This window comes from Gemella haemolysans (assembly GCF_901873445.1).
Taxonomy (GTDB): Bacteria; Bacillota; Bacilli; order Staphylococcales; family Gemellaceae; genus Gemella; species Gemella haemolysans_C.
The window spans coordinates 1-25,432 of record NZ_CABFLN010000042.1; the positions used below are offsets into that span (position 1 = coordinate 1).

Consider the following 25,432-nt stretch of genomic DNA (forward strand, 5'->3'; position numbering starts at 1 on the left):
TGTAGCAACAGTAGAAGCAACAGAAGTAACATCAACAACAGAAAATGGAAAAGTAGATGTATACTATGAAGCAGATATAAAACCTGAACCAAAACCAACACCGGAAACACCAAAACCAACTCCGGAAACACCAAAACCAACACCGGAAGCACCAAAACCAATTCCGGAAACACCAAAACCAACACCGGAAACACCAAATACAGATGAATCTAAATCAACAATTTGGAAATCTGTTGATGGAGAAACTCTAAAACCTAGAGAAAATGGTACGAAGGATAAAACTTCAATTCAAGGATATGAATTTGTACGTACTGAAAAAGATAAAGAAGGAAATACTGTTCATATCTATCGTAAAGTAACTTCATCAACTCCTGAAGTGAAGGAAAAAGAAACTTCATATGTAGATGAAAATGGTAAAGAAATCCGTTCAACTAAGAAAGGAAAACAACCAAAAGAAAATATTCCCGGATACAAATTCGTAACAACGAATAAACTTCCAAACGGAGACACAGAACACGTATACGAAAAAGTAACAACAGTGTTCAAAGACAAAGAAGGAAATGTAATTCCAGGAACAACAACAGAAACAGGTGAACAACCTAAGAAAGATATTCCAGGGTACAAATTCGTAACAACGAATAAACTTCCAAATGGAGACACAGAACACGTATACGAAAAAGTAACAACAGTGTTCAAAGATAAAGAAGGAAACGTAATTCCAGGAACAACAACAGAAACAGGTGAACAACCTAAGAAAGATATTCCAGGATACAAGTTCGTAACAACGAACAAACTTCCAAACGGAGATACAGAACACGTATACGAAAAAGTAACAACTCCAATACCAACTCCATCAGTTGAAAAAACAAAAGGAATCATCAGAGATACAGAAGGAAACAAAATCCCAGGATTCGAATTCGATATGTTATCACCAGTTCTAGATATTCCTGAATATGAATATGTTGAAACAGTAACAGAAAAAGATGGAACAGTTAAACATGTTTATAGAGCGAAACAAACTATCCACAGAGATAAAGACGGAAACCCAATTCCAAACGTACCTGCGAAAGAAAAAGGACTAAAAGAAAGCAGAAATATCCCAGGATACCGCTTAGTAGAAACTAAACCTCTTCCAAATGGAGATGTTGAACATGTATATGAAAAAGAAACATCACCAACTCCAACACCAACTCCAGTAGTAGAAAAAACTACAACATGGACAGATGAAAATGGAAACCCAATTAAACCATCTGAAAAAGGTTCAGTAGAAGCAGGAGAAGTTTCGGGATACGAGTTCGTAAGAACTGTAGTTGACGAAAATGGAAATGTGCGTCACATCTTCAGAAAAGTAACTGTAGCTACGCCTAAAGCACAAGTTAAACGCCTAGCTAACACAGGTACAACTGAAACTAATACTGGATTAGCAGGATTAGGATTAGGAATCCTAGGTGGATTACTTGCAGCAGCAAGACGTCGTAAAGAAAAATAAGAAGTTGTTAGAACTGAATAGAAGATAACACAACAAAATCAATTTTTGGTTAACTTCTATAAAAATTATAAAAAAGTTCATAGTGATTTTATAATTACTATGAGCTTTTTTATACAACGCTTGAAAAAATGGCTTAAATATAGTAATATAGAATGGTATGTAATAACTTTCTGGCTACATTGTAGCGAGGAAGTTTTACTAAAATGGAAAATATTTATAAAAGAAAGAGAGATTAAAAGACTATGGGTCGTAAATGGAATAATATTAAAGAAAAAAAAGCGGCAAAAGATGCTAACACTAGTAAGATTTATGCTAAGTTTGGACGTGAAATTTACCAAGCTGCAAAAACTGGAGAACCAGATCCAGAAAGTAACAGAAATCTAAAAGTAGTATTAGAAAGAGCGAAAACTTACCGTGTTCCTAAAAATATTATTGACCGTGCTATTGAAAAAGCAAAAGGTGGAAGTGAAGAGAACTACGATGAATTACGTTATGAAGGTTTCGGTGTAAGTGGAACTATGGTTATCATCGATACACTTACAAACAACGTTAACCGTACAGCTGCTGAAGTACGTACAGCATTAGGCAAAAATGGAGGTAACTTAGGTGTTACTGGTTCTGTAAACTATATGTTCGACAACACTGCAGTAATCGGTGTTGAAGGTAAGAGTGCAGATGAATTATTAGAAATTCTTATGGAAGCTGATATCGATGCTCGTGATATTCTTGAAGAAGATGAGTTAACATTAGTATATGGTGAACCAGAAAACTTCCACGAAATCCAAGAAGCTCTAAAAGCAGCTGGAATCGAAGAATTTGAAGTTGCTGAAATTTCAATGCTTCCTCAAAACGAAGTAACATTAAGCGAAGAAGATAAAGCTAAATTCGAAAGAATGTTAGAAATGCTTGACGATTGTGAAGATGTTCAACAAGTCTACCACAATGTTGACTTAGAAGACTAGGTGAACTATGGTTAAGAAAATTAAAAAAAATAGTTCATACAGCTATAATGATAGAAATATAAAACCAACACTAAGTGATGCTTCAGTATCGGTTGAAACGCCACTATTAGATGTGTACGGAGAAGAAGCTTCACCAGTAAAACGTCTAATTGCTTATTTAATCGACTTAGCAATCTACTTACCAATAGCGATTATTTTCCAATATTCCACTGTGAACTTACGTGCACAAGGTGGAGCGGAAAACGAAAGAAATGCATTATATATGACACTTTCAATAGTTATTTTCGCAGTTTTGTTATATGGATACCTTCCACATAAATGGCAAGGGCAAACTATTGGGAAAAAACTTCTTAAAGTAAGAATAGTGCCTACAGATAACAAAAAAATTGAATTTTCTAGATATTTAATTAGAGAATTCTTAATTAAAGTTACTATTGGTTGGGGTGCAGTACCAGTTTCTGCAATATTCTGGTTATATGAGAAATATGTACTTAAACGTAAGAATCCTATAATGCTGTACGATAAACTTCTGAACATGAGAGTTGTCGCGGCTACAGAACAACCAAAAGTAGAAAAAGTAAAAGAAGAAAAAGAAAAATAATGAATAAGAACTAGTTGTTTGAGGGCTACTATAGTCTAAAAGCAGCTAGTTTTTTATTTTTATGTTAGATTTAACGTTCGTTTTGATAGTTCTTTTATGTTTTCTGTTTTATATTTTCGAAAAAAGTGTTAAAATATAAATGTTAAATTTATTATTTTAGAGTGGAGAAAAAATGTTAAAAATAGACAGACATAGTTATATCTTAAATGAATTAAAAAATAAACATTTAGTACGTGTTAGTAATCTTGCTCATGACATGAATGTCACTGAGATGACAATTCGTCGTGATTTGCAAGAATTAGAAGATTATGGGCATCTTACTAGAATACACGGTGGAGCGAAGTTAAAACCGAAAAACTTCTATCAAGAGGATAATTATAATAAAAAAATATCAGTAAATGTTGAAGAGAAAAAACAAATCGCTAGAAAAGTATCAGAGCTTATAAAGGATAATGAAACTATTTTTATAGGGCCAGGTAGTACTACGAGTTACTTAGCGGAATATCTTCAAGATAGAGATATTAATATTGTGACGAATTCATTAACAGTATTCGAACAGTTTAAAGACAATCCGTCTTGTGATCTTATTTTTATCGGAGGAAGATACCGTCAAAAAACAAAAGGATTTATTGGGTACTTCACACAAGATGCACTTAGTAAAATAAGTGTAAATAAGGCGTTTGTTGGGGTGAATGGAATAGATTTAGAGAAGGTTACTATCTCTGATGAAGAAGAAGGGCGTTGTAATGAAACGATTCTTAATAATGCGACTGAACGTTATGTCCTTGCAGACCACAGTAAGTTTTCAACACACGCATTTTACACATTTTTCCAACTAAAAGATCTTACAGCAATTATCAGTGATGATGTTCTTGATGAAAATATTAAAGATCAATATAAAAAAGAAGTAGCTATAATATAAAAAGATAAATTCAGGACTAAGTTTTAAGTCCTGAATTTTTTCATATTAAATTATGAGGTTTACGTAATTTCAACATATATCTTACTTTGCGAAGAAACATCTCTAAAACATCAAAAAACCTAGATTTAGAAATTTCTAAATCTAGGTTTTTGTTGTTAGAATTAATCTTTGAAAAGTTTTCCTGAGAATCCGTCTGTATTCTTAAGAAGCGCTTTAAAGACTTTTGATTTAAGCTCTACAGTTTTAGCTGTTCCTCCGCCTGCTAGGTCAGTCTCCACCGCTTTATCAAATAAGACTTTTAGTTCAGCATAATTTGTAATTTGTTTACCATCAATTTCAATTGCAGTAAATCCTTTGTCAGCTTTTGCTTTTACTTCTTTGTAGTACTCTTTCTTCCAATCTTCAAGGTTAGTGAATCTTCCATTAGAAACTTTCTTGATAATGAAGTCATCACCTAATAGCTTATTATTTTCTTTATTAGCTGCACCTTGATATTTGCTAGAAGCATATCCAACAAATCCATTCTCATATCCGAAGTACCCCCACATACGGAATGTATTGTGTTTGAAGGATGCAGCACCAGGTGCACCTTGACTCGTATTTCCACCATAGATACCTGTCATCATATTTATATTGACATAAGCAGAGCTAAAGTCCGTTGGGTTGTAAGTACCGTCACCAGGCGCTCCATGTTTCGTCATTAGGTTATTAGTAATTAAATCATCAATTGTATTGATTGCTACTTTTTTCTCATCCTCTGTCAACTCACGAATTTTATCGAACTGATGACCTGAATTTCCACTGCGGTATTGTCGATCCATTTTCTTGAACCAGCGGCTCGTATTTCCATTTAACTGTGGTAATACAGCATCAGCCTCAAGATGGTCTAACATCATAAGAGCATCATTGTAGTTCTTCATATAGTGATCAATTTGTTCACGAGTTTGTAATTTTTCAGGATCTGGGTTATACCATTGATTTCCATCATTTTGACGATGATAAGCCATATTAATCCCTAATGCTCCATATTCACCATTTGATGTTGATTTATCAGGCGTTTGTAACATACCCTGCGCATATGCTTCAAGATCTGTACCTTGACGATGTCCATGACCACCAAGGTATGCCATACGGTCATTTACGTGAGTTGTTTCATGTGTAAATGCTGAAATACCGAAGTCATCTAACATATTCGTTACCATGAAGAAAACTTGTTCATCTTCATATGGTTTTGCATAGACTTTAGCCATTGCTCCCATATTCCAATTAATTTGATGCCATCTGTCTGTTGGACCAAATAACTCACGAATTGGTGTCGCTACCTTACCATCTGTACCATATCCACGACGATTAGCATCCTTAATACCCGCATAAGCTTGATTATCCCATACAGGTGTAGGAACCATATTTTGACTCTTAAGAAGTCTATCTCGAACATTCGGAAGTGCAAGACGTGACCAGAAGTCTAAGTATGTTTGTTGAGCTTTAGCTACATAATTAATACGTTCTTTGAACGCTTCACGTTCAGCTTCTGTATTTTTACCATATTTTTCAAATGAACTATATGCCATAGTATTATAAGTTGAAATCATAAAGATATGTGATTTCTTCAAGTTCAATAATGGTAAAATCATACGCGCATGCATATTATTATTCAGACCATCAAAGACACGGTGACGTTTATTTGTGAAGTCTGGATTTGTTGTTTCAGGTTCTACAACATAAACATTTTTCGCTGAGTGAATAAACCAGTCGTTAAGGTCTGTATCATTTGTGAAGAGACGCATATTATAGTCTAAGAAACTACGTAAATCACCTTTACCAGTGTCTCCTGCAATAATTTCGCGATATGCATCTTGAGTTCTGTCACCCTTCAAGTTCTTTTCTTGCGAGCCAATTCGAATTAATCTGTCAATAACACTTGGTGTCTTACCGTAGAAATCTGGTTTAAACATCATCATATTCTTAATGTTTAAATCACCATATTCAACACCATAATAACGATTCAAATAAGTAAGTGCCATCATAATTTTAGCTTTATTATCTTCTACTTTCTTAAGAAGTGCTTTGATGGCTGCCTCATCATCATTTAACTGATGATCTTCATTTTCAACAAGAGCTTTTACTAATTTATCAAGATTTTCTTTTACTTCTGCGAAACTTTCTTCTAAGTATAATGCTCCAACATTACCTGTTATTGCACGAACTTCAGGAGATTCAAGAGTAATTGTATCTAATTTCGCTTTAATATCACTTAGTAATTGAGTACGATCTTTAACAACCATATTTGGTGTATAAACAATACCATCTAATCCAGTAATACTATATTCACGAACTTGTTGTACTTGAGATTCTTTTTGAGTGACAGATTTTTCTTCTTTCGTACCATCAGCATAATGAATCATAATCTTATCAACATCTGATAAATCAGTCACAAATTGACCGTCTTTCATACCTGTAACAGATAATACCTCTGTATTTAGTAATTTAGATCCTTCAGGAATCTTGTTACCTTGATTTATAATCCATTCTTTATTGTAGAATGGTTGAAGTTTTTCGATGTTACGGTAAGCAAGTTCACGCTCTGTATTGTAATCTTGAGTATCTTTATAAGTATCAGCTTTTGGTTTGATGTTGTTAAGGGTATTTGTAATAGGATTGTTGATTACATATTTATCAGCAGTAATTCCGAATGTTGCGATTTTAGCATCAGCTTCTTCTTGAGAAACTGATTTAATACGATGCTGTTGTTTAGAGAAATTATATGAAGATTTACCTTCACTTACTCCTGTAACAACAAGGTTTCTATTCAATCTCATTCCAGACCAGTAACCACCATCATCATCAATATCTTCAGAACCGTAGAAGATTTCTCCGTTACCTTTATTAACTTTCATCATAGATACGCTATCTTCAACTGAACCTAACATATGATTACTTCCAATGAAACCACCGACTTTAATAGGATCACTCACATTGATAGTTCCTTTAGCTACTGATTTCTTAATAGCACCCTCTCTACCTACAGCGTTGTTATCCCCACCATTTTGAGACCAATAAACAATACCTGCAGCTTTAGCTCTCTTACCAGTGATATTAGCGTTGACATAAGCTCGTTCAACATAACCTTTCCAGTTTTCACCGACAATACCTGATAAATATTGACTACCAGTACCAACAGATGTAATATTACCAATAAATGCAACATTGACTAATCTACCACCACTGTCAATTTTATCAATAAATCCAGATACCCAGTCACGACCAACTACATCACCTGTAACTTTAACATTTTCAATAGTAGTTCCACCTTTAATGATATTAGCAATTGGTGCTACTTGGTTATCCTCTGGCATATTAATATCTACATTAGCTAAGTTAATATCATGGATGTGTCCACCTTGAATATTTCCAAATAATGGACGAGTTGTATTGTGAATAGTAAATCTACCACCCTCAACACTTGATAACTTACCTTTAAATACAGATGTAACATAAGATTTTCCATTAGGTTTTACGTTTGCTGCATTAAGGTCTGCTCCAAGTTTGAACTCGCCAGTAGGATTAGCTTGCATATCTTTTACAAGTTCATTGAAGCTATAGTAAACATTGCCTTCTTTTGCTTTTTGTTTTTCGAAGTAATGAACATACTCGTTTGCTAATTTAGATGCATCTGTGTGTTGAACTAAATCAGGAGCTGTAGCAGTAACTTTATATAAAGTTTTTCCATCTTTAACTACTTCTTCAACTTTATCAACAGAAAGTCTTGTCACTTTGTTATCGTGAGTTGTAACTCGTAAATAAAGTGGAGCAACATTTCCTGGATTTTCTGAAAGTAGACTGATGTCAGTTTCGTTACCTTCAGGATTAACACTTATTAAGCTTGTTTCTTTAATATTTTTAATTTCAACTTTTTTAGGATCTAATTTAATTGGTTGATCTTCTAAAGTTTCAGTTTCTTCACTGTTACCTCTATCGTAAACCATAGTTGTTGACAGAGTATATGCTTTGAAGTATTCTACGTTGTCTAATAAAGCGTTTAGATTATTTTCTGTCAGGTTTACAGTTTTAACAACTTGTCCATCTTTTTTCAGAGTAGCTGTAATTGATTTAATTTTTGTCTTAGTAGGATTATCTAAAGTATACTTAGCAACTACTTCTTTATCTAATACTTTCTTATCGGTATTTACGAATTTTAATACTGGTTTTTCAGTTAATGGAACTAAGTTTTTGATAGCTTCTTCTAATCTTCTAGTAGCTTCGTCTACTTTGCTTTGAGTAGCAGTATCATCTGCATTTACAGGATTTGCTGCTGCAAGAGCTTCTTCTAAAGCTTTCCATGTTTGAGTAGTGTATTCTTCTTTACGTTTGTTGTTAGCTGTGTTAATAGCAGTTTGTAATGCAGTTTTATCAACGGCAAGAGCCTTAATAGCGTCTTGAAGAGCTTTAGTAGCCACATCTATTTCACTTTGTTTAGGAAGTGGAGTAGTTTGGTTGTTGATTTCTTTTGCTTTGATTTCAGCATTTTTGAATTCGTTCCAAGTTTTTGGACTGTAGTCAGCTTCTTGTTTAGTATCTGCATCTTTTATTTGTTCTTGTAGTTTTGTTTTATCAACATTTAATGCGTCGATAGCGGCTTTAAGTTTCGCAGTTTCACTATCTACCTCAGGTTGTTTAACACTATCAGAAGAGTAGATATTTTGCGCAGCTTCTAAAATTGGTTTAAGAGCGTTGTAACTTGTAGCAGAATAATCAGCAGGAACAAGTGCAAGAGCTCTATCGATTTGAGCTTTTAATGCTGTTTTGTCAACTTTTTCCTCAGGTTTAGTCTCTTTAGGTTTTTCAGGTTGAGGAGTTGGAGTAGTTTCTTCCTTAGTTCCAACGGCAATTACGTTATTCACAGGTTGTTTTGTAATTGTGTTTTCCAGTACTTTGCTAGTTTGTTTGCCATCAACAGTAGTTACCTCTGTTAAAATAGTACGTTCTCCGTCAGCTCCTTTTTGAACAACTTTAGTTTGCCCTTTAGGTAAAGTAACATCAGGTTGCTCGATTGTCTCGAAAGGAACAACTTCTGTAGTTACAGTCACTTCAGGTTTTACTACAGAGGGGGCTTTTTTACCTTCGGTAGGAGTTACTTGAATTGTAGGAGTAACGACAGGAGTAGGTGCAATTTCCTCTTTAGTACCAACAGCAACTACTCTATTAACAGGTTGTTTTGTAATTGAAGTTTTGATAACTTTGCTAGATTGTTTATCATCAACAGTGGTTACTTCGCTGAATACGATTTGTTCACCATTAACTCCTTCTTGAACAACTTTAGTTTGCCCTTTAGGTAAAGTAGCATCAGATTGCTTGATAGTTTGGAAAGGAACAACTTCAGTAGTTGATTTAAGTTCAGGTTTGTTTTCAACTGTAACTTTAGGTGTTTCCTCAGTAGGTGTTGGAGTTGGTTGTGTTGGTTTTGGAAGAACTTTTTGTTCACCTTGGGGTAAAGCACCTAAATCGCTAAGAGTGAAGTACCCGACATAGCGATAGCCATCGATGTTAATTACACCATTCGCAAGTTCTGTAGAATCAGCAACTGTTGTTTCTGTGTTGTAGCGTACTAATTCTTTGTTCTCGAAAGCAAATGATTGATAAGGCATAACGATACTTTGTCCCATAGCTCCTATTAATACGACGCTAAGAACTTTATTTCTGTGTTTTTTAGACATTAAAAGTACTACCAATACTGCAGTACTGATTCCAAGACCGGCTACTGGAAGTGAACTTTGACCAGTATTAGGTAATGATTTTAATTCTGTAGTTTTAGTAGAAGTTTGCGCTTCTTTTTTATAAACCATATAGTATGTTTCGTTGCTTTTTACATTATTTGGGATGCTTTTTTTAATTAAACTTTTTTCTGCTTCGGTTAGTTCATTTTCAGCTAGATAAGTATATTTAACACTTGTGTTGTTTTCATTGGCAAGCGCTTCGCTTGGTGCATGACTTCCAAAAAATAAAGCCCCGATAACAACCGGCGCTGCACCAAGAGATAATTTTCTAATCGAAAACTTTAAAATTTTATCATTATTTTCATTTTTCGTTCGCATAAAAAATCTTCTCCTATACATTTATTTGTTGCTATTTAATTCTATCAAAAAAGCTATTTAAAAGCAATTAATCTAGCTTAAAGAAAGTATTTATAGTTTAATAAATTTGTATTTGTTTGCTATCGCTACAATAGAAAATTACTTATATGACTATGATAATAATGCAAATATAACACGAAAATACAACTGTACTAGTGACAAAGAAATATTGATAGTAAAATATAAACATAATTAATTTTATTTTTTAAAAAATTATTTAGGAGTCCTATCTTTTGTAATTGTTGTTTTAAAAATGATGTCTTGATGTTTGTTTATTTTATATTAAAATTTTTATAATAGTAATTTAGTTTAATTGGTTTCCGAATTGTTGAAATAGTTGCAAGGATAAAGAAACTATGATATAATATAAATATCAAGTTGTATTAGTACAGTCTGCTATAAGTAGACGTTGGAGTAATTATATAAATTAAAATCAGAAAGGACGATTTTTATGGACGGAGATACAACCAAGAAAAACAAAAAAAATATAGTGGTTAAAAAAGCGATAAGCTTAGAGACATTTGTCTTCTTAGGAATATTTTTCCTAATATTTGGTCTTATGGCTAGAAAAATGGGGACACCACTTATGTTCAAGACGATGATGGCGACAGCGCATGATTTATTACTTAATACAGTATTTTTCATCATGGCAATGGCAGTTATTGCTGGTGCAATTAGTGCGTTATTATCAGAGTTCGGTGCAATAGCGTTAATTAATAAAATTTTTGCACCACTTATGAAACCACTTTGGGGAATGCCTGGAGCAAGTGTTACAGGTGCGGTGGCTACATATTTATCAGATAACCCAGCTATCATTCCATTTGCGAAAGATAAAAGATTTACATCTTTCTTTAAAAAATACCAAGTGCCAGCTTTATGTAACTTAGGTACAGCTTTTGGTATGGGACTTATCGTAACGATGTTTATGATGGGACAAGGAGAAGGATTTATTAAAGCGGCGATTATAGGGAATATCGGAGCAATTTTAGGTAGTGTTATAAGTGTACGTTTAATGTTACGACAAACAAAAAAATACTACGGCGATGAAGCAGAAGAACCAGCAATCGAGTTAGCTGAAGGTGATGAAAGACCGGATAAAGTAAGAATAGTACGTGATGGAAATATGTTCCAACGAGTTCTAGATACAGTTTTAGAAGGTGGTAAAACTGGGGTAGAAATGGGACTAGCAATTATTCCAGGGGTACTTATAGTGTGCACTTTTGTAATGATGCTAACATTTAAAATGCCAGCTGGAGGATATACAGGAGCGGCATATGAAGGTGTTGGATTCTTACCTTGGTTAGGGGAAAAACTAACATTTATCTTAGAACCATTATTTGGATTCCATTCTGCAGAAGCTATAGCCTTCCCAATTACAGCCCTAGGAGCAGTAGGAGGAGCAATCTCATTAGTTCCAGAATTCTTGAAGAGTGGATTAATCGGAGCGAATGATATTGCGGTATTCACAGCGATGGGTATGTGTTGGAGTGGATACTTAAGTACTCACATTGGTATGATGGATGCTCTTGGAGTACGTAAATTATCTTCAAAAGCAATCGTATCACATACAATAGGTGGTCTTGCAGCGGGAGTTATTGCTCACTATTTATTCGTATTGTTAGGGTAAAAGATTAAAAGATAACTGATTAAATTAAGGCGTAACATTTTTGGTTGCGTCTTTTTTATATCTAAAATAAATTATGTGGCTTAAGGAGTATGTTTAGCGGTTAAATTTATGATTATAGTTGCGAAAATGTCCTAAGTTTGCTATAGTAGAAATGATTATAAAATTATGAATTTATGGAGAAAAATAATGAAGACAGAGAATTTTAGAAAAAAACAGAATTTCTCAATAAGAAAGTATAAAATGGGTGTTTGTTCGGTTTTACTAGGAACAAGTTTGTTTTTATCTTTAAATTATACAGATGAAGTGAAAGCAACTGAAGTGAAAGATGTAACTGTTCATTCTGTAGATAATAGTAGTTTATCAGAACAAATAAAAAATCAATTGAAAGTCTTTGAAGAAAATAAAATAGCTGTAGAAGAAGGTAAAGAATATTATTTTGTTTATAGAAAAAATAATTTATTGCCGAATACTGGTGATATTCCAACAGGAACGTTAGCTCTGGGTGGAGCGTTTTTATTATTAGGATTGACTTTAATTAAGAAAAAAAGAGGAAAATTAATTTTCTTAGTTAGTGTATTAACGGTTACTAGTAATCTAAGTCAGGTAATCGCTTTTGATGATTTTAAGGAAATTCAACCGGCAGTTATAAAAGTTGCAGCAGGAGGCGTGTTACCAAACCCTGATAATATAGAGGGATATAGTTTTACAGGTTACTATTTTGAAAAAAAGAAATCTCATGGAGTATCGAACGCAAATAATAAAATAGAGAAAAAAGAGTACTCTGATTCTTCTTTAGTTGAACCTGAAAATTCAGAGTTAAAAGCAAAACCAATGTTAGAACAACCAACGGTTGAACTTAAACAACCGGAGAACCCGGCAGGAGTAGTAAGCAAAAAAGGTGAGAGTTTAGTGCAACCAGAGAAACCAGAGTTAGGGATAAAACCAACGCCGGATGGGGAGTTGGCCCCAGAGAAAGAAAAGGAACCAGAAATACCTAATGTAAAATCAACACCGGAACAACCGATGCCGGAGGTAACACCAAAACCTGCTAGGCCAGCTGATAAACCGAAAGGAAATGCTAGACCAATACAAATCCATGAATCAAACCCGGTGCCACCAAAAGAATCAGTAGTAGAAATACCGATACGTGAAAAACCAGCAGTTGAGCCGGAAAAACCTGAAACATCTCCAGAAATTATTGAAGGAAAAGAAGGTAAGACACCAGATGTGATTACAACTCCAAAAAAACCATCAGCAGACAAAGTAACCGAGGGAATACCGGTTATTCCTCCTTCAATAACTACCGAAAAAGAACTGGACTATAAAACAATTTATAAACCATCCCCAGTCTTAAGTTATAATAAGCAACAAGAAGAAACACCGGGTGAAAAAGGTAAGGAAGTGACCACTACTTCGTATACTCTTGATAAATCTACTGGAAAAATAGTAGAAAATATTTCTACAAAAATAGAAAAACCACCAGTAGATAGAGTTGTTAAAGTTGGGAATGTGGAGAAAATAGTAAAAACTATAGAAATCACTGAGTTGAAAAAAGATGCCCCTGAACTTCCCAAAGGAAAGGAAGAAGTTGAGACTGAAGGTGAACAAGGCGAAATAACAACGACTAAAACTTATGAAGTTAATCCCGAAACAGGGAGATTAACTAATCCAACAGAAAAAACTGAGACAACTAAAGCTATGCGACAGAAAGTAATCTTAGTTGGAACTAAAGAAAATAAACCGCATTTACTACCAGTTAATAGCAGATTAGAAAATGCAGTAAATGTAACGGAAGCTACTGCGGAGATGAGAAATGTAGACTTGTTGACAAATGAAAAATTAAAATCACAACTAACGCCATCAGATACAGAAATAAATCGAGATTTATATTTGAAACGAAAAGAACTACAAAAAACTAATCCAGCGATAACTGATGCAGAAGTAAAAGAAGTTTTACGAAAAGAGTATCTAGAAAAATTATCAATTAAAGAAACATTAGAAGAGACTAAAACAGATTTAGATGCTAGGTTGAAAAAAGTTGCGGCGCACACGTTGAGTGTTATTGGAGATACTCCACAAAATAGAGAAAAAGTAAAACGTGATATTGAAGATAATAAAGAGAAAATACTATTAGGATTATCATATATAAATAGATTTTATAATATTGATTTTGGTGATACTAATATTCGTGATATATTAGCGTATAACCCAAGCTCGTTCGGTAAGAAAGATGTTACTTCTCTAGAATGGTTAAAACATCTTGGATCTATGAGCTATGATGAACTGAAACTTACTAATAGTCCAAAAACATTTGAGAAATATTTCGAGAAAATCACGGATAAACCAACGCTACTAGATTTCCTTGATTACAATAGAACTACATTCACTAATATGGACGGTGATACGTGGTTGAAGAAAGCGACTAAAGCTATCGTAGTTGAAAAAACTTCGAAAGAAAAACCTGAAGAGAAAGTAGAATTATATACGAAATTAACTACGTCTCCTGAGAAATATGGGGCAGAAGAACTTCAAATAAAAAATAGAAGACAGCAGAACATAGCTACATTATTAGGTTTGGTGAATATTAAAGAACCAAGCGTGTATGCTATAACTAATATGGCGACGGTAACTTATGGAAATATCGGAACGTATATGGATACTTCTTTAGAGAAAACAAATAAAGCTAAGTATACCGAAGAGCTTAATAAGGTTAAAGAATTGATAGAATTAACTGCGACAAGACAGGCTAATTATATTGATACTTTATACAGAATAACAAAAGCAGAAAATCGCTCGAAACTAATTACCAATAGAGTGATTGTAGATACGATGAAAAAATATTCGCCTAATGAGTTTGCTGGAATAACGACAACATGGTCTAAAGAATCAGGGCCAACAGCGGATAAAGGGGTTAAAGATTTCATGACGCCTCTAGGGCTGTACTCACCATCGCAAATTGTAGGTGCAGAAGCAAACGGTGTGGGTGTACGTTACTTCATAGATAGAGTTCTAGATGATAGAGGATCAGCGACTTATTCTCATGAAATGACGCACTTATTAGATAGAACCGTGCTGTTTAATAATCATGGTCGTCGAGATGGTACAGCTGCGGAGTTTTATGCTCGAGGAATCTTCGAGAATTCTTACACACCAGAAAAAGATACATATTTTAACCTAAACTTTGTTTACGATGAAAGTAATAAAAATGGCTTCTACAACAAAACGCCAGATAGATTCAAAACAGCTGAAGATTTAAAATCTTATATGCATGGAAGTTTTGATGTGCTGTATAGTTTAGATTATCTAGAAGCAGAAGCAACAAGGAAGCTTTCAGCAGAAGATAAAACTAAATACTTCAAAAAAATAACACCGATAAAAACAACGGGAGTGAGAACACCTGTAACATACACAAATCCAGCAGTTCAAGCTACGCATAATAGTGAAAGAATCTCAGAAATCACTTTAGATGAAGCAAAACAATTAACGGATATTAATAGTCTAATTGACAATAATATTTTAGTTAATCGTTATATTATCAATGGATTCAACGCTAAAGGTGATGTTAAAGCAAATGGATACTATTTTATAGATATGTTTGATACGATTTTCGGAGTTAGTGAAAATGATAAAGGTATGAGTGGGGATATTACATTCAGAAAACAAGCCTTTGAACTTATGGGAGCCTTAGGTTATTATGAAGGATTTGTCCCTTATGTATCGAATCAATATAAAAACCAAGCTGAAGCAGAAAGTAAACCGTTGTCTGATAAATATATTTTCGAAAAAATCTTAGGAAAAACATATGCAGCATTCAAAAAAGATCAAATTAATGAACGTGTTGCAAAATTAGATAGGCTGAAATCTATTACGATAAATTACAATGGAAGAGAAGAAGTAATTGAAAGTAAAGAAAAATTACAATCACTTATGAATGAAGCCGTTTTAGCTGAAGTAGCTCAAATAAGAGCAGGAAACACAACAGCGGTGAAACGTTCGTATATAGAAACTCCAGTACAAAAACTTAAAAAAGAAATATATATAGCATACTTAAAACAATCACAAGACTTTACAGAGTCTATTTATAAAAATTAAAAAATAGCCAAGAAGGTGAATTTAAAATTTATTTTCTTGGCTATTTTGTTATTTAAAAGATGAGTATAGGGTTAAGTGAATTTTTCAATATTTTATCTTTATTCTGAGGTTATAAAGTATTGTTTATGAGAATTTGATTATTTATTGAACATCTTCTTTTAGTAGAGTATAATTAAACTATAAATAGTTTTTATTTAGATAAATATATAAAAGGGGAAACTCGTATGGAAAGATTCAAGAGTGTTAATTTTTATTATACCTTAGGTATAATGTTGATTATTTCGTTAGTAGCGAAATATCTTGCTCAAGTGCCTGCGTTAAAACTGTTTGGGCATTTGGTAATTGCGCTTGTTATAGGTATGGCATTGCAAGCGTCAAAAGGATTAAAAGAACAGGTTAAGGCTGATATTCCATTTATAAGTAATAAATTCTTACGACTTGGAATAATTTTATTAGGATTTAAGCTAGCATTAGATAGACTTTTATCGGAAGGTAAGAAGACGTTGATTGTGGCGTTCTTTATCGTGTTATTCATGGTAACTTTAACTTACTTTATGTGTCGAGCTTTTAAAGTGGATCATGAACTTGCGTTACTTTCTTCGTGTGGTTGCGGTATTTGTGGTGCTGCGGCAGTTATGGGGGTAAGTGGACAACTTCGAGCGAAAACAGATAACAGCGTTCTTGCAGTTGCGGTAGTTGCGATACTAGGTACAGTATTTACCTTAATAGAAGTAACTTTACAACCATATCTAGGGCTTGATGCTTATAACTACGGAGTATTTACAGGAGGAAGTCTTCATGAAATAGCTCACGCAGTTGCTGCAGGAGGAGCAGGTGGACAAGTAGCGTTAGATGCTGCGATTCTTACTAAACTATCCCGTGTTCTTATGCTTATTGTAGTTGCAGGTGTATTGATTGTAGTTAACAAAAAAACTCAAGATGAAACAAAAGGAAAAGTTCCGATGCCGTACTTTATTCTAGGTTTTATCTTTATGAGTATTTTAGGAAGTTATGTTACTTTCTTAAAACCGTTAGCTCCATTTTTCGTAGATACAGCGTATGTATTCTTAGGTATGGCGATGGCTGCTTTAGGAATGAGTGTTAACTTCAAAGTTATTAAAGAACGTGGTGTAAGAGTATTTACAGCGTGCTTCTTATCATCTGTTATTTTAATGGTAGTTTGTTACTTTGTAGCTAGATTTATCTTTTAGTAGTAGATTAAAGAAGGTTTAATAGATAATAAAAATATATAGAGGAGAACAATTATGATGATTACAAAATTATTAGGGATAAAGTATCCGATATTTCAAGGGGCTATGGCTCAAATAGCTAGACATGAACTTGTTTCGGCGGTATCGAATGCGGGAGCGTTAGGTATTTTAGCTTCAGGAGGAGTAAGACCAGAAGAACTTCGCAGAGAAATTCAACAATGTAAAAAACTTACAGATAAACCTTTCGGTGTTAACCTTATGCTTATGATGCACAATATTGATGAAATAATAGATGTTGTAATCGAAGAAGGTGTAAAAATCGTTACAACAGGAGCAGGTACTCCGAGAAAATATATGCCACGTTTAAAAGAAGCGGGAATAAAAGTAATTCCTGTAATTCCTTCGGTGAAAGCTGCGATAAAAATGGAAGAATTAGGTTGTGATGCAGTTGTTGTAGAAGGTATGGAAGCAGGAGGGCATGTAGGAACTAGTACTACGATGGCGTTGTTGCCACAGGTGACAAGTGCTGTAAATATCCCAGTTATTGCTGCTGGAGGAATCGCAAATGGTCGTGGTATGGCAGCTGCATATTGTTTAGGGGCTAGTGGAGTTCAGATGGGGACTGTATTCTTAGCTTCTGAAGAGTGTCCGATTTCTACAGAGTATAAAAATATGATTTTAGAAGCGGTTGATACATCGACTACATTAACAGGAGAAAAATTCGGAGCTCCTGTTCGTGGTATCAAAAATGAACTTACGAAAAGGTATCATGAATTAGAAGAAAAATCTTCAACGCTTATGGAGTTGGAAGAATTAACTCTAGGTTCGCTAAGAAGAGCGGTTTATGATGGTGATGTAGAAAATGGTTCTGTCATGGCAGGGCAAATCGCAGGTTTAGTGAGTGAACTTCGACCAGTTAAAAACATTATAGAAGAAACTGTAGAAGAAGCAAGAGAAGTTTTACAAAGAACAAAAATATAATATTAAAGGAACAACTTAGGTGATTTAGAGCCTGAGTTGTTTTTTGCTTATAGTTAGGAACACAATGATATTTGGAGGATAGAATAAAAATCTTATAGAAAAATTAAAATAGAATTTTAGTTTTTAGATAGGTATAATACTGATAGTAATTTAATTTATTTTCAAAAGCAATAAACAAGAAGGATGTATTGGTTTCTTGTTAATGGTAATTTGAAATTTAAGAAGAAGAAAAATAAAGCAAAAGTTACATACTTTAATTATATTTCAATTGACTATGATGCATGTTTATTATATTATAGTTATATATTTATTTAATTATTTTTATAGGAGGTTTTTTATGATAGACCAAAGATATAGAAAAGTTAGTTTTGGTACTGCAGTTACAGATTTCTTCAAAGGTTCTGTAGATTATTCAGGATTTACATCAAGAGCTGGTCACTGGTTCCCTGTAGGACTAATCTATCTTATTTTTGCCGGTGTATATACGGGCATGTTCGCGAGTGTTTATAAAAGTTATAGTTCAATAGGATTCTTTAAAAAAGTAATAGGATTTTCAGAAGCGGCAGAATTATATTTACAAATGAACAGTGACTTTGCTTCGTTATTATACATTATTACAGCTTTATTTGTTTTATTACACATTCCAATCGCAGCAAGTTTTTGTAGAAGATTAAGAGATGTAGGATTCACAACTATATTTGCTTCAATTCTAATTGCATTATATGTGATTTTAGCGTACTTCTATGTAGCGTTAATTACGCCAGTTTATGTTATTATTTTCTTCTTTATTTTAATGTCATTACCAGCGAATAAAGTTGAAACAAATAATAATGATGAATTTTCTAAATTTGTATTTAGACAATCATTCCAAGCACAACAATATTACGCACAATTCAGCAATCAACAGTATGATCAATTTGGGAATCCAATTCCAAACCAACAAAACTTTAACAAAGATGTGAATCAAGGATTTAACCCACAAGGACAACAAGGATTTAATCCAAATGCACCACACGGACCTCAAAATCCAGGATTCCAAGGGCAACCACAAGGATTCAATCCAAATGCACCGCAAGGGCGTCCAAATCCAGGGTTCCAAGGACAACCGCAAGGATTTAACCCACAAGGACAACAAGGATTCAATCCAAATGGACCACAAGGACGTCCAAACCCAGGATTCCAAGGGCAACCACAAGGATTTAATCCACAAGGACAACAAGGATTCAATCCAAATGGACCACAAGGGCATCCAAATCCAGGATTCCAAGGGCGACCACAAGGGTTTAACCCACAAGGACAACCACAACAAAATGTAAACCCAAATGCACCTCAGGGAGGACAAAATCCGGGTTTTAATGAAGCTGGGGCACAAGAACAACAAGCTCAACAAGCTCCAGAAGTAAAACACGAAGAGGTTGTAGTTGAGCAACAAAATGCAGAAGTAGTACCACAAGTTGAGGGTACTCCAACAGTAGAAGAAGCACAAGTTGAAACTGCTTCAACAGTAGAGGAAGTACCGCAAGTAGAAGAAACTCAAGAAGTAAAAGTTGAAGCTGCAGGTGGAGCAAGAAGCAGAAGACTTCAAAAGCTAAATAAAGCTGAAGAAGAAGTCGCCTTCAAAAAAAGAAGATAAAAAATGATTTAATAGATTAAAATTAAGAGGTTCAAGCAGAAATGTTTGAACCTTTTTTATGTAAGTTGTAATTTCAATTCTATGGCCAAATCTAAAACTATAACTATAGTTGTTTCTTTGTTTGCTAATTTTACTACTTTAAAGTATAATACTTATGAGTAGTAAAAATATTTAGTAAAAGAAAAAGAAGGTGGATTTATGTTTCTAGGAAGAGAAAAAGAGTTAGGTTCTTTAGAGCAAATGTATAAAAAAGAAGGATTCCAGATGGCTGTTGTCTATGGAAGACGTCGTATAGGTAAGACGTTTTTATTAACTGAATTTGTAAAAGATAAAAATTCATTGTATTTACCTGCTGAAGAGTTGAATGACTTACTGAATCTTCAAAAATTCTCTAGAATTTTAGGTGAGAAGATAGGGATATCTAATTTTCCGAATGTAGAAAATTGGAATAATTTTTTTAGTTTGATAAAAGAGCAGTTTGGAAATGATAAGTTAGTTCTTATTATTGATGAGTATCCTTATGCAGCAACTGCAAATAAATCATTGAATTCAATATTGCAACATGTAATTGATAATGAATTGAAGGATACTAATATATTTCTAATCTTGTGTGGTTCATCTATGAGTTTTATGGAAAATGAGGTTTTAGGTGAGAAAAGCCCTTTATTCGGGCGTCGAACAGGTCAACTTAAGGTTAATCCTTTAGATTATTACGATTCAGCAAAATTTTATCCGAATGTCAGTAATGAAGATAAGGTTAAATATTATGCTTGTGTAGGTGGAACACCGTATTATTTATCGTTGATTGATGAAAAATTATCGTTTGAAGAGAATATAAAAGAACTATATTTCGATATCAATGGATACTTGAATAATGAAGGGGTTCTGCTTATGAAACAAGAGTTTAGAGAACCGGCTAACTATAATGCAGTATTACAGGCGATAGCTAGCGGCTCGAATACATTAGGAGAAATCGTTAGCTACACAAAACTAGAAACTAATATAGTTTCTAAGTACCTATTAGTTCTACAAAACTTAAATTATATAGAGAGAGTAATTCCTTTTGGAGCTAATTCTTTGAAGGGGAAAATTAGTCGTTACATTATTACTGAAAATTTCTTAGCATTTTGGTATCGTTATGTATTTTCTGTAAGAGGGGAAATAGAACGAGGACATGGAGAAATCTATTCAGAAGTGGCGTTAAATGATTTGCCTAACTTTATAGGGCCTATTTTCGAAGAAATATCTAGACAGTATTTACGAAGAATGAATATAAACAAACAATTGCCATTTGTTGCTAAAACTTTTGGACGTTGGTGGGGTAAAGATAAGCAGGGTAATGTTCAAGAAGTGGATGTTGTAGTAGATTCTATACTTGATAAGAAGATGATAGTAGGAGAATGTAAGTGGCGTGATTCATTCAAATTAACAAAAACTATAGATTTACTGTCTCAAAGAGCGGAAATTTTTGATAAATATACTACTTATAAGTATCTGTTTGTAAAAAATAATGATATTTCTGTAGAAGATCGTGTAACAGTAGTTACCCTTGAAATGCTATATAAATAATTTTACTACTTTAAAGTATAATACTCACGAGTAGTAAAATTTGAACAGGTAGGACATTATGTTGATTGAAATAATAATATTAAATCTCTCATTGATTTCATGGGAAAAATTTGCGATGATAATTTAAGGATTAGTTTGAACTATGTCAACCTGTATAACATGAAAATTTTTTAGAGATAACTTTGAAAATTAAAAACGCTCATCATTTAGAAAAACAATCAAATATAAAAATAAAAACACTCATTTTAATCGATTATTTTGATTATTTATGAGTGTTTTTGCTTGATTTTGATTGAATAGCTATATTATATTAGATATAATAATCTTGTGAGTTAGGAGAGAAGAAATTGGTAAATGAACGATGGAATATAATTTTAGATTTGTTGGATAAAAATGGATCTTCAAACATAAGAGAGCTTATGGAACATTGTGGTGTATCAGAAGCAACTATTAGACGAGATCTTACGAATTTAGAAGAACAGAATTTATTATATAGAACTCATGGTGGTGCGATGAAACGTTCTGCAGCTCGTGGTAGCGAAGAAAGTGTTCAAGCAAAGCGTGCAGAATTTCTACAGGAAAAAAGAGAAGTAGCAAAGTATATTTGTGCAAATGTCTTAGAGTCTGGTCAGACGATTTATCTAGATGCTGGGACGTCAACATATGAAATGATTGATTATCTTCGAGATAGAAGGATAACGGTTGTTACGAATTCAACGTATCACTTGCCAAAACTTATTAATAACAAAATCCATACTATTATACTAGGTGGAACGATAAAACATTCTACGCAAGCTGTCATAGGTTCGGTTGCTATCGAACAACTGAAAAAATACAGTTTTGATATATGTTTTGTCGGTTGTAATGGAATAGATGAAACTTTTGGTGTTACGACTGCTGAAGAAAATGAAGCTTTTATAAAAGCGACGGCGATAAAAAATAGTAAGAGAAGATATATTCTTGCTGATAAGTCAAAATTTGGACATAGAAAGTTCCAAAAATTTGCTGAGTTAGATGATGTGACTATAGTATCGTATGAAGTTCCAAAAGAGTATAAGAGGTATAAAAACATAATAGAAGTAAAAAGTATGAAGGAGGACTAATAGTGTATTATACAATTACTTTAAATCCAGCTGTTGACATGCTGACAACGGCGGAAAATTTCGCACTTGGAAAACTAAATAGAACACAAGAAGCGAAGTACGTAGTAGGTGGAAAAGGAATTAATATCTCAATCTTGCTAAACAACGTTGGTGTTGATAGTAAAGCGTGGGGATTTGTTGCTGGATTCACAGGATATTTTATTAAATCAGAACTAGATAATCTAGGTGTGAAACATGATTTTGTAGAAACGAGTGGAGCTACTAGAATCAACATGAAGTTGACTACAGAAGCTGAGACTGAAATTAACGGTCAAAGTAGTAGTGTAACCCTAGATAACGTGAGCAATTTCTTTACGAAATTAGAAGTGCTAACTGAGGAAGATGTAGTATTCCTATCAGGTAATGTTATCGCGGGGATGGATGTAGAAGACTTCAAAGCTATTGCGAAGAAAGTATCTAAATCAAAAGCTACATTAGTAGTAGATAGTAATAAAGAACTAGTGTTAGACACACTAGAGTACAAACCATTCGTAGTTAAACCAAATGAATTTGAACTTGGAGAAATGTTTGGTGTAACTTTAAATAGTATAGAAGAAATCTTACAATACGCTGAAAAGCTACAAGAACGCGGTGCGAAAAATGTCCTTGTTTCACGTGGAGCAGACGGAGCTTTACTGCTAACTGAAGATAAAGAAGTATTCGAAGTTAACGTAGCCAAAGGTAAGATAGTATCGACGGTTGCAGCAGGAGATAGTATGCTTGCGATGTTTGTTGCGAAATACAATGAAACAAAAGACTACCAAGAAGCCCTGCGCTATGCATCGGCTGCAGGTGGTGCGACATCATTCTCAGTAGGAGTAGGAAGTAAGAAATTAATTGAGGAATTACTACCACAAATCGAAGTTAAAAAGTTAAAATAAAATTTCAATAAATTATTTACAAAAAAAATAAAATTAAGTTAAAAATATTTCCTTGGAAATATGAAATTAACAAAGGAGAAAGAAATGAAATTAACAGATGTTCTAAATTATGACTTAGTTCAATTCGGATTCAGCGCAACTGATAAAAAAGAAGCTCTGGACAAACTAACAAGCATGTTAGTGGAAAAAAATATTATCGCAAGTAAAGATAATTTCTTAAACGCATTACTAGCTCGTGAAGCTCAATCAACTACAGGAGTAGGAGAAAACGTAGCTATCCCTCACGCTAAAAGTGCAGACTTCGACAAAGCGATGATCGTTTATGCGAAAAGTAACGAAGGTGTTGAGTGGGAAAGTTTTGACGGACAACCTGCTAAACACATCTTTATGATCTGTGCACCAGACGGAGGAGCAGACGAGCACCTTAAAGCTCTAGCTTCATTATCACAAGCTCTTATGGATGCAGATGTAAAAGCAGGACTAGATGCAGCTATAACTAAAGCAGACGTAGAAAAAGTATTCGCAGACTTCGTAGCTAAAACAGAAGCTCCAAAAGAAGAAAAACCAACAGCTCCAAGTGGAGAAAAACCGTATATCATTGCGGTAACAGCTTGTCCAACAGGTATTGCCCACACATTCATGGCTGCTGAGAAAATTAAAGAAACAGCTAAAGCGATGGGATTAGATGTTAAAGTAGAGACAAACGGTCAAATCGGTGTAGAAAACAAACTTACGAAAGAAGATATCGAAAGAGCGGCGGGAATCATCGTTGCAGCTGATAAGAAAGTAGAGGTTGCACGTTTTGATGGACGTCCAACAATTATGACAAAAGTTGCGGACGGAATTAACAAACCAGAAGAACTTATCCAAACAATCTTAGATGGAAAAGCTCCTATTTACAAACACGACGGAGCAGCTGAAGATTCAGAAGATTCTTCAGCAAATGAAAGTATCGGACGTCGTGCTTACAAGCACCTAATGGAAGGTGTAAGTAACATGCTACCATTCGTAGTAGCTGGTGGTATTCTTATTGCATTATCATTCATCTGGGGTATTAACTCATTTGATCCAAAAGACCCATCTTACAACAAAGTTGCAGAAGTATTATTCTACTTCGGTAAAATTTCATTTAGTATGATGTTACCAATCTTAGCTGGATTCATCGGTCGTTCTATCGCTGACCGCCCTGGATTTATTGTTGGTATGATCGGTGGTATTTTAGCAGACCCAAGTATTTTAAGTCTGAAAAGTGATTTATTAGCGTACACTCCTTCAGGATTCTTAGGAGCATTAGTAGCTGGGTTCTTAGCTGGTGGAATTATCCACGTATTAAAAATTGCATTCAGCTGGATGCCTCGCTCATTAGATGGTATTAAACCAATCTTCCTATTCCCTATCTTAGGATCACTAATTATGGGATTACTAATGATCTTCCTAATTAACGCGCCGATGGCAAGTGTTATGGAAGGATTAAAACACTTTATCGAAAGTCTTAACGGAAGTGGTAAATTTATCCTTGGATTCGTAGTAGCTGCGATGATGGCTATCGATATGGGTGGTCCGATTAACAAAGCTTCTTACGTAACAGGTACAGCTTTATTAACATCTGCTGGATCAGCAGGAAGTGATGTAATGGCTGCGGTTATGATCGGTGGTATGGTACCTCCATTAGCTATCGCAATCTCAGCAACAATCAACAAAAACATCTGGCCAAAAGCTCAACGTAGTGGAGCGTTAGTAAACTACGTAATGGGATTATCATTCATCACAGAAGGGGCTATTCCATTCGCAGCAAGTAACCCAGCACGTGTTATTCCACCATTATTCATCTCAAGTGGTGTCGCTGGAGCGTTAAGTATGACATTTGGTGCTGTGTCAAAAGCTCCTCATGGAGGAATCTTTGCTATAGCTGCAGGTGCTGTAAGTAACCCGCTTATGTATTTGTTAGCTTTAGTAATCGGTGCAGTATTAGGTGCATTACTATTAATCGCATTTCTAAGCTTTGGGAAAAAGATAGTAAAATAATTTTTTAGTAAAATATAATATTATAAGAAAATATTTAAAATAATAAAGTCGTCGAAGTTTCAAGATTTAATTCTCGAAACTTTGATGGCTTATTTTTATGGGTGTAGGAGAATTATAAGGTTCTAAATAGATGAATGCTACTACTTGCTATTGCAAATCTTAAGTA

General features: G+C 34.1%; 14 protein-coding genes. 13 read left to right on the top strand and 1 reads right to left on the bottom strand.

Going from position 1 to position 25,432, the window contains the following annotated elements; translation table 11 throughout:
• From JX287_RS05705 to JX287_RS05720, 4 genes are all read left to right on the top strand, one after another.
• On the top strand, positions 1 to 1,489 hold a 1,489-nt coding region (locus JX287_RS05705; RefSeq protein ID WP_204643442.1), incomplete at its 5' end, for a MucBP domain-containing protein.
• 242 nt (positions 1,490 to 1,731) lie between these two features.
• Positions 1,732 to 2,451: a YebC/PmpR family DNA-binding transcriptional regulator gene (locus tag JX287_RS05710; RefSeq protein WP_204643444.1), complete on the top strand. Its 720-nt coding sequence runs from the start codon at positions 1,732 to 1,734 to the stop codon at positions 2,449 to 2,451.
• 7 nt (positions 2,452 to 2,458) lie between these two features.
• On the top strand, positions 2,459 to 3,052 hold the full coding sequence (locus JX287_RS05715) for an RDD family protein (protein WP_204643446.1): 594 nt from the start codon (positions 2,459 to 2,461) through the stop codon (positions 3,050 to 3,052).
• A gap of 172 nt (positions 3,053 to 3,224) precedes the next feature.
• Positions 3,225 to 3,974, top strand: a complete 750-nt coding sequence (locus JX287_RS05720) for a DeoR/GlpR family DNA-binding transcription regulator (RefSeq protein ID WP_204643448.1) — start codon at positions 3,225 to 3,227, stop codon at positions 3,972 to 3,974.
• Between the two features lie 161 nt (positions 3,975 to 4,135).
• Here the strand turns inward: JX287_RS05720 and JX287_RS05725 are convergent, their stop codons facing one another.
• Positions 4,136 to 10,066: a ZmpA/ZmpB/ZmpC family metallo-endopeptidase gene (locus JX287_RS05725; RefSeq protein WP_204643458.1), complete on the bottom strand. Its 5,931-nt coding sequence runs from the start codon at positions 10,064 to 10,066 to the stop codon at positions 4,136 to 4,138.
• 490 nt (positions 10,067 to 10,556) lie between these two features.
• Here JX287_RS05725 and JX287_RS05730 point away from each other — a divergent pair, with 490 nt between their 5' ends.
• The 9 genes from JX287_RS05730 (at position 10,557) to JX287_RS05770 (ending at position 25,266) form a co-directional block, all read left to right on the top strand.
• Positions 10,557 to 11,732, top strand: a complete 1,176-nt coding sequence (locus tag JX287_RS05730) for a CD0519/CD1768 family membrane protein (protein ID WP_204643460.1) — start codon at positions 10,557 to 10,559, stop codon at positions 11,730 to 11,732.
• A gap of 186 nt (positions 11,733 to 11,918) precedes the next feature.
• The gene (locus JX287_RS09035) at positions 11,919 to 15,824 is read left to right on the top strand and encodes a ZmpA/ZmpB/ZmpC family metallo-endopeptidase (protein ID WP_204643469.1); all 3,906 of its coding nucleotides are present in this window, start codon (positions 11,919 to 11,921) and stop codon (positions 15,822 to 15,824) included.
• Positions 15,825 to 16,048: 224 nt separating this feature from the next.
• Complete coding sequence (locus JX287_RS05740; RefSeq protein WP_204643471.1) at positions 16,049 to 17,035, top strand: YeiH family protein; 987 nt, start codon at positions 16,049 to 16,051, stop codon at positions 17,033 to 17,035.
• A gap of 54 nt (positions 17,036 to 17,089) precedes the next feature.
• A complete protein-coding gene (locus tag JX287_RS05745) occupies positions 17,090 to 18,016 on the top strand; it encodes a nitronate monooxygenase (protein WP_204643479.1) in 927 nt (308 codons plus the stop codon).
• A 337-nt stretch (positions 18,017 to 18,353) separates the two neighbouring features.
• Positions 18,354 to 19,649: a hypothetical protein gene (locus tag JX287_RS05750; protein ID WP_204643481.1), complete on the top strand. Its 1,296-nt coding sequence runs from the start codon at positions 18,354 to 18,356 to the stop codon at positions 19,647 to 19,649.
• Between the two features lie 198 nt (positions 19,650 to 19,847).
• Positions 19,848 to 21,218, top strand: a complete 1,371-nt coding sequence (locus JX287_RS05755; RefSeq protein ID WP_204643483.1) for an ATP-binding protein — start codon at positions 19,848 to 19,850, stop codon at positions 21,216 to 21,218.
• Between the two features lie 347 nt (positions 21,219 to 21,565).
• Positions 21,566 to 22,321 (top strand): DeoR/GlpR family DNA-binding transcription regulator, encoded by a 756-nt coding sequence (locus JX287_RS05760; protein WP_204643485.1) that lies wholly within the window; start codon positions 21,566 to 21,568, stop codon positions 22,319 to 22,321.
• A gap of 2 nt (positions 22,322 to 22,323) precedes the next feature.
• Positions 22,324 to 23,241, top strand: a complete 918-nt coding sequence (locus tag JX287_RS05765) for a 1-phosphofructokinase family hexose kinase (protein ID WP_204643488.1) — start codon at positions 22,324 to 22,326, stop codon at positions 23,239 to 23,241.
• Positions 23,242 to 23,325: 84 nt separating this feature from the next.
• Positions 23,326 to 25,266 (top strand): PTS fructose transporter subunit IIABC, encoded by a 1,941-nt coding sequence (locus JX287_RS05770; RefSeq protein ID WP_204643490.1) that lies wholly within the window; start codon positions 23,326 to 23,328, stop codon positions 25,264 to 25,266.
• The last annotated feature ends 166 nt before the right edge of the window (positions 25,267 to 25,432 follow it).

Bases quoted from the DNA above. Each gene is read 5' to 3' on its own strand.
- JX287_RS05710 (WP_204643444.1), top strand. From the start codon at position 1,732: ATGGGTCGTAAATGGAATAATATTAAAGAAAAAAAAGCGGCAAAAGAT.
- JX287_RS05715 (WP_204643446.1), top strand. From the start codon at position 2,459: ATGGTTAAGAAAATTAAAAAAAATAGTTCATACAGCTATAATGATAGA.
- JX287_RS05720 (WP_204643448.1), top strand. From the start codon at position 3,225: ATGTTAAAAATAGACAGACATAGTTATATCTTAAATGAATTAAAAAAT.
- JX287_RS05725 (WP_204643458.1), bottom strand. From the start codon at position 10,066: ATGCGAACGAAAAATGAAAATAATGATAAAATTTTAAAGTTTTCGATT.
- JX287_RS05730 (WP_204643460.1), top strand. From the start codon at position 10,557: ATGGACGGAGATACAACCAAGAAAAACAAAAAAAATATAGTGGTTAAA.
- JX287_RS09035 (WP_204643469.1), top strand. From the start codon at position 11,919: ATGAAGACAGAGAATTTTAGAAAAAAACAGAATTTCTCAATAAGAAAG.
- JX287_RS05740 (WP_204643471.1), top strand. From the start codon at position 16,049: ATGGAAAGATTCAAGAGTGTTAATTTTTATTATACCTTAGGTATAATG.
- JX287_RS05745 (WP_204643479.1), top strand. From the start codon at position 17,090: ATGATGATTACAAAATTATTAGGGATAAAGTATCCGATATTTCAAGGG.
- JX287_RS05750 (WP_204643481.1), top strand. From the start codon at position 18,354: ATGATAGACCAAAGATATAGAAAAGTTAGTTTTGGTACTGCAGTTACA.
- JX287_RS05755 (WP_204643483.1), top strand. From the start codon at position 19,848: ATGTTTCTAGGAAGAGAAAAAGAGTTAGGTTCTTTAGAGCAAATGTAT.
- JX287_RS05770 (WP_204643490.1), top strand. From the start codon at position 23,326: ATGAAATTAACAGATGTTCTAAATTATGACTTAGTTCAATTCGGATTC.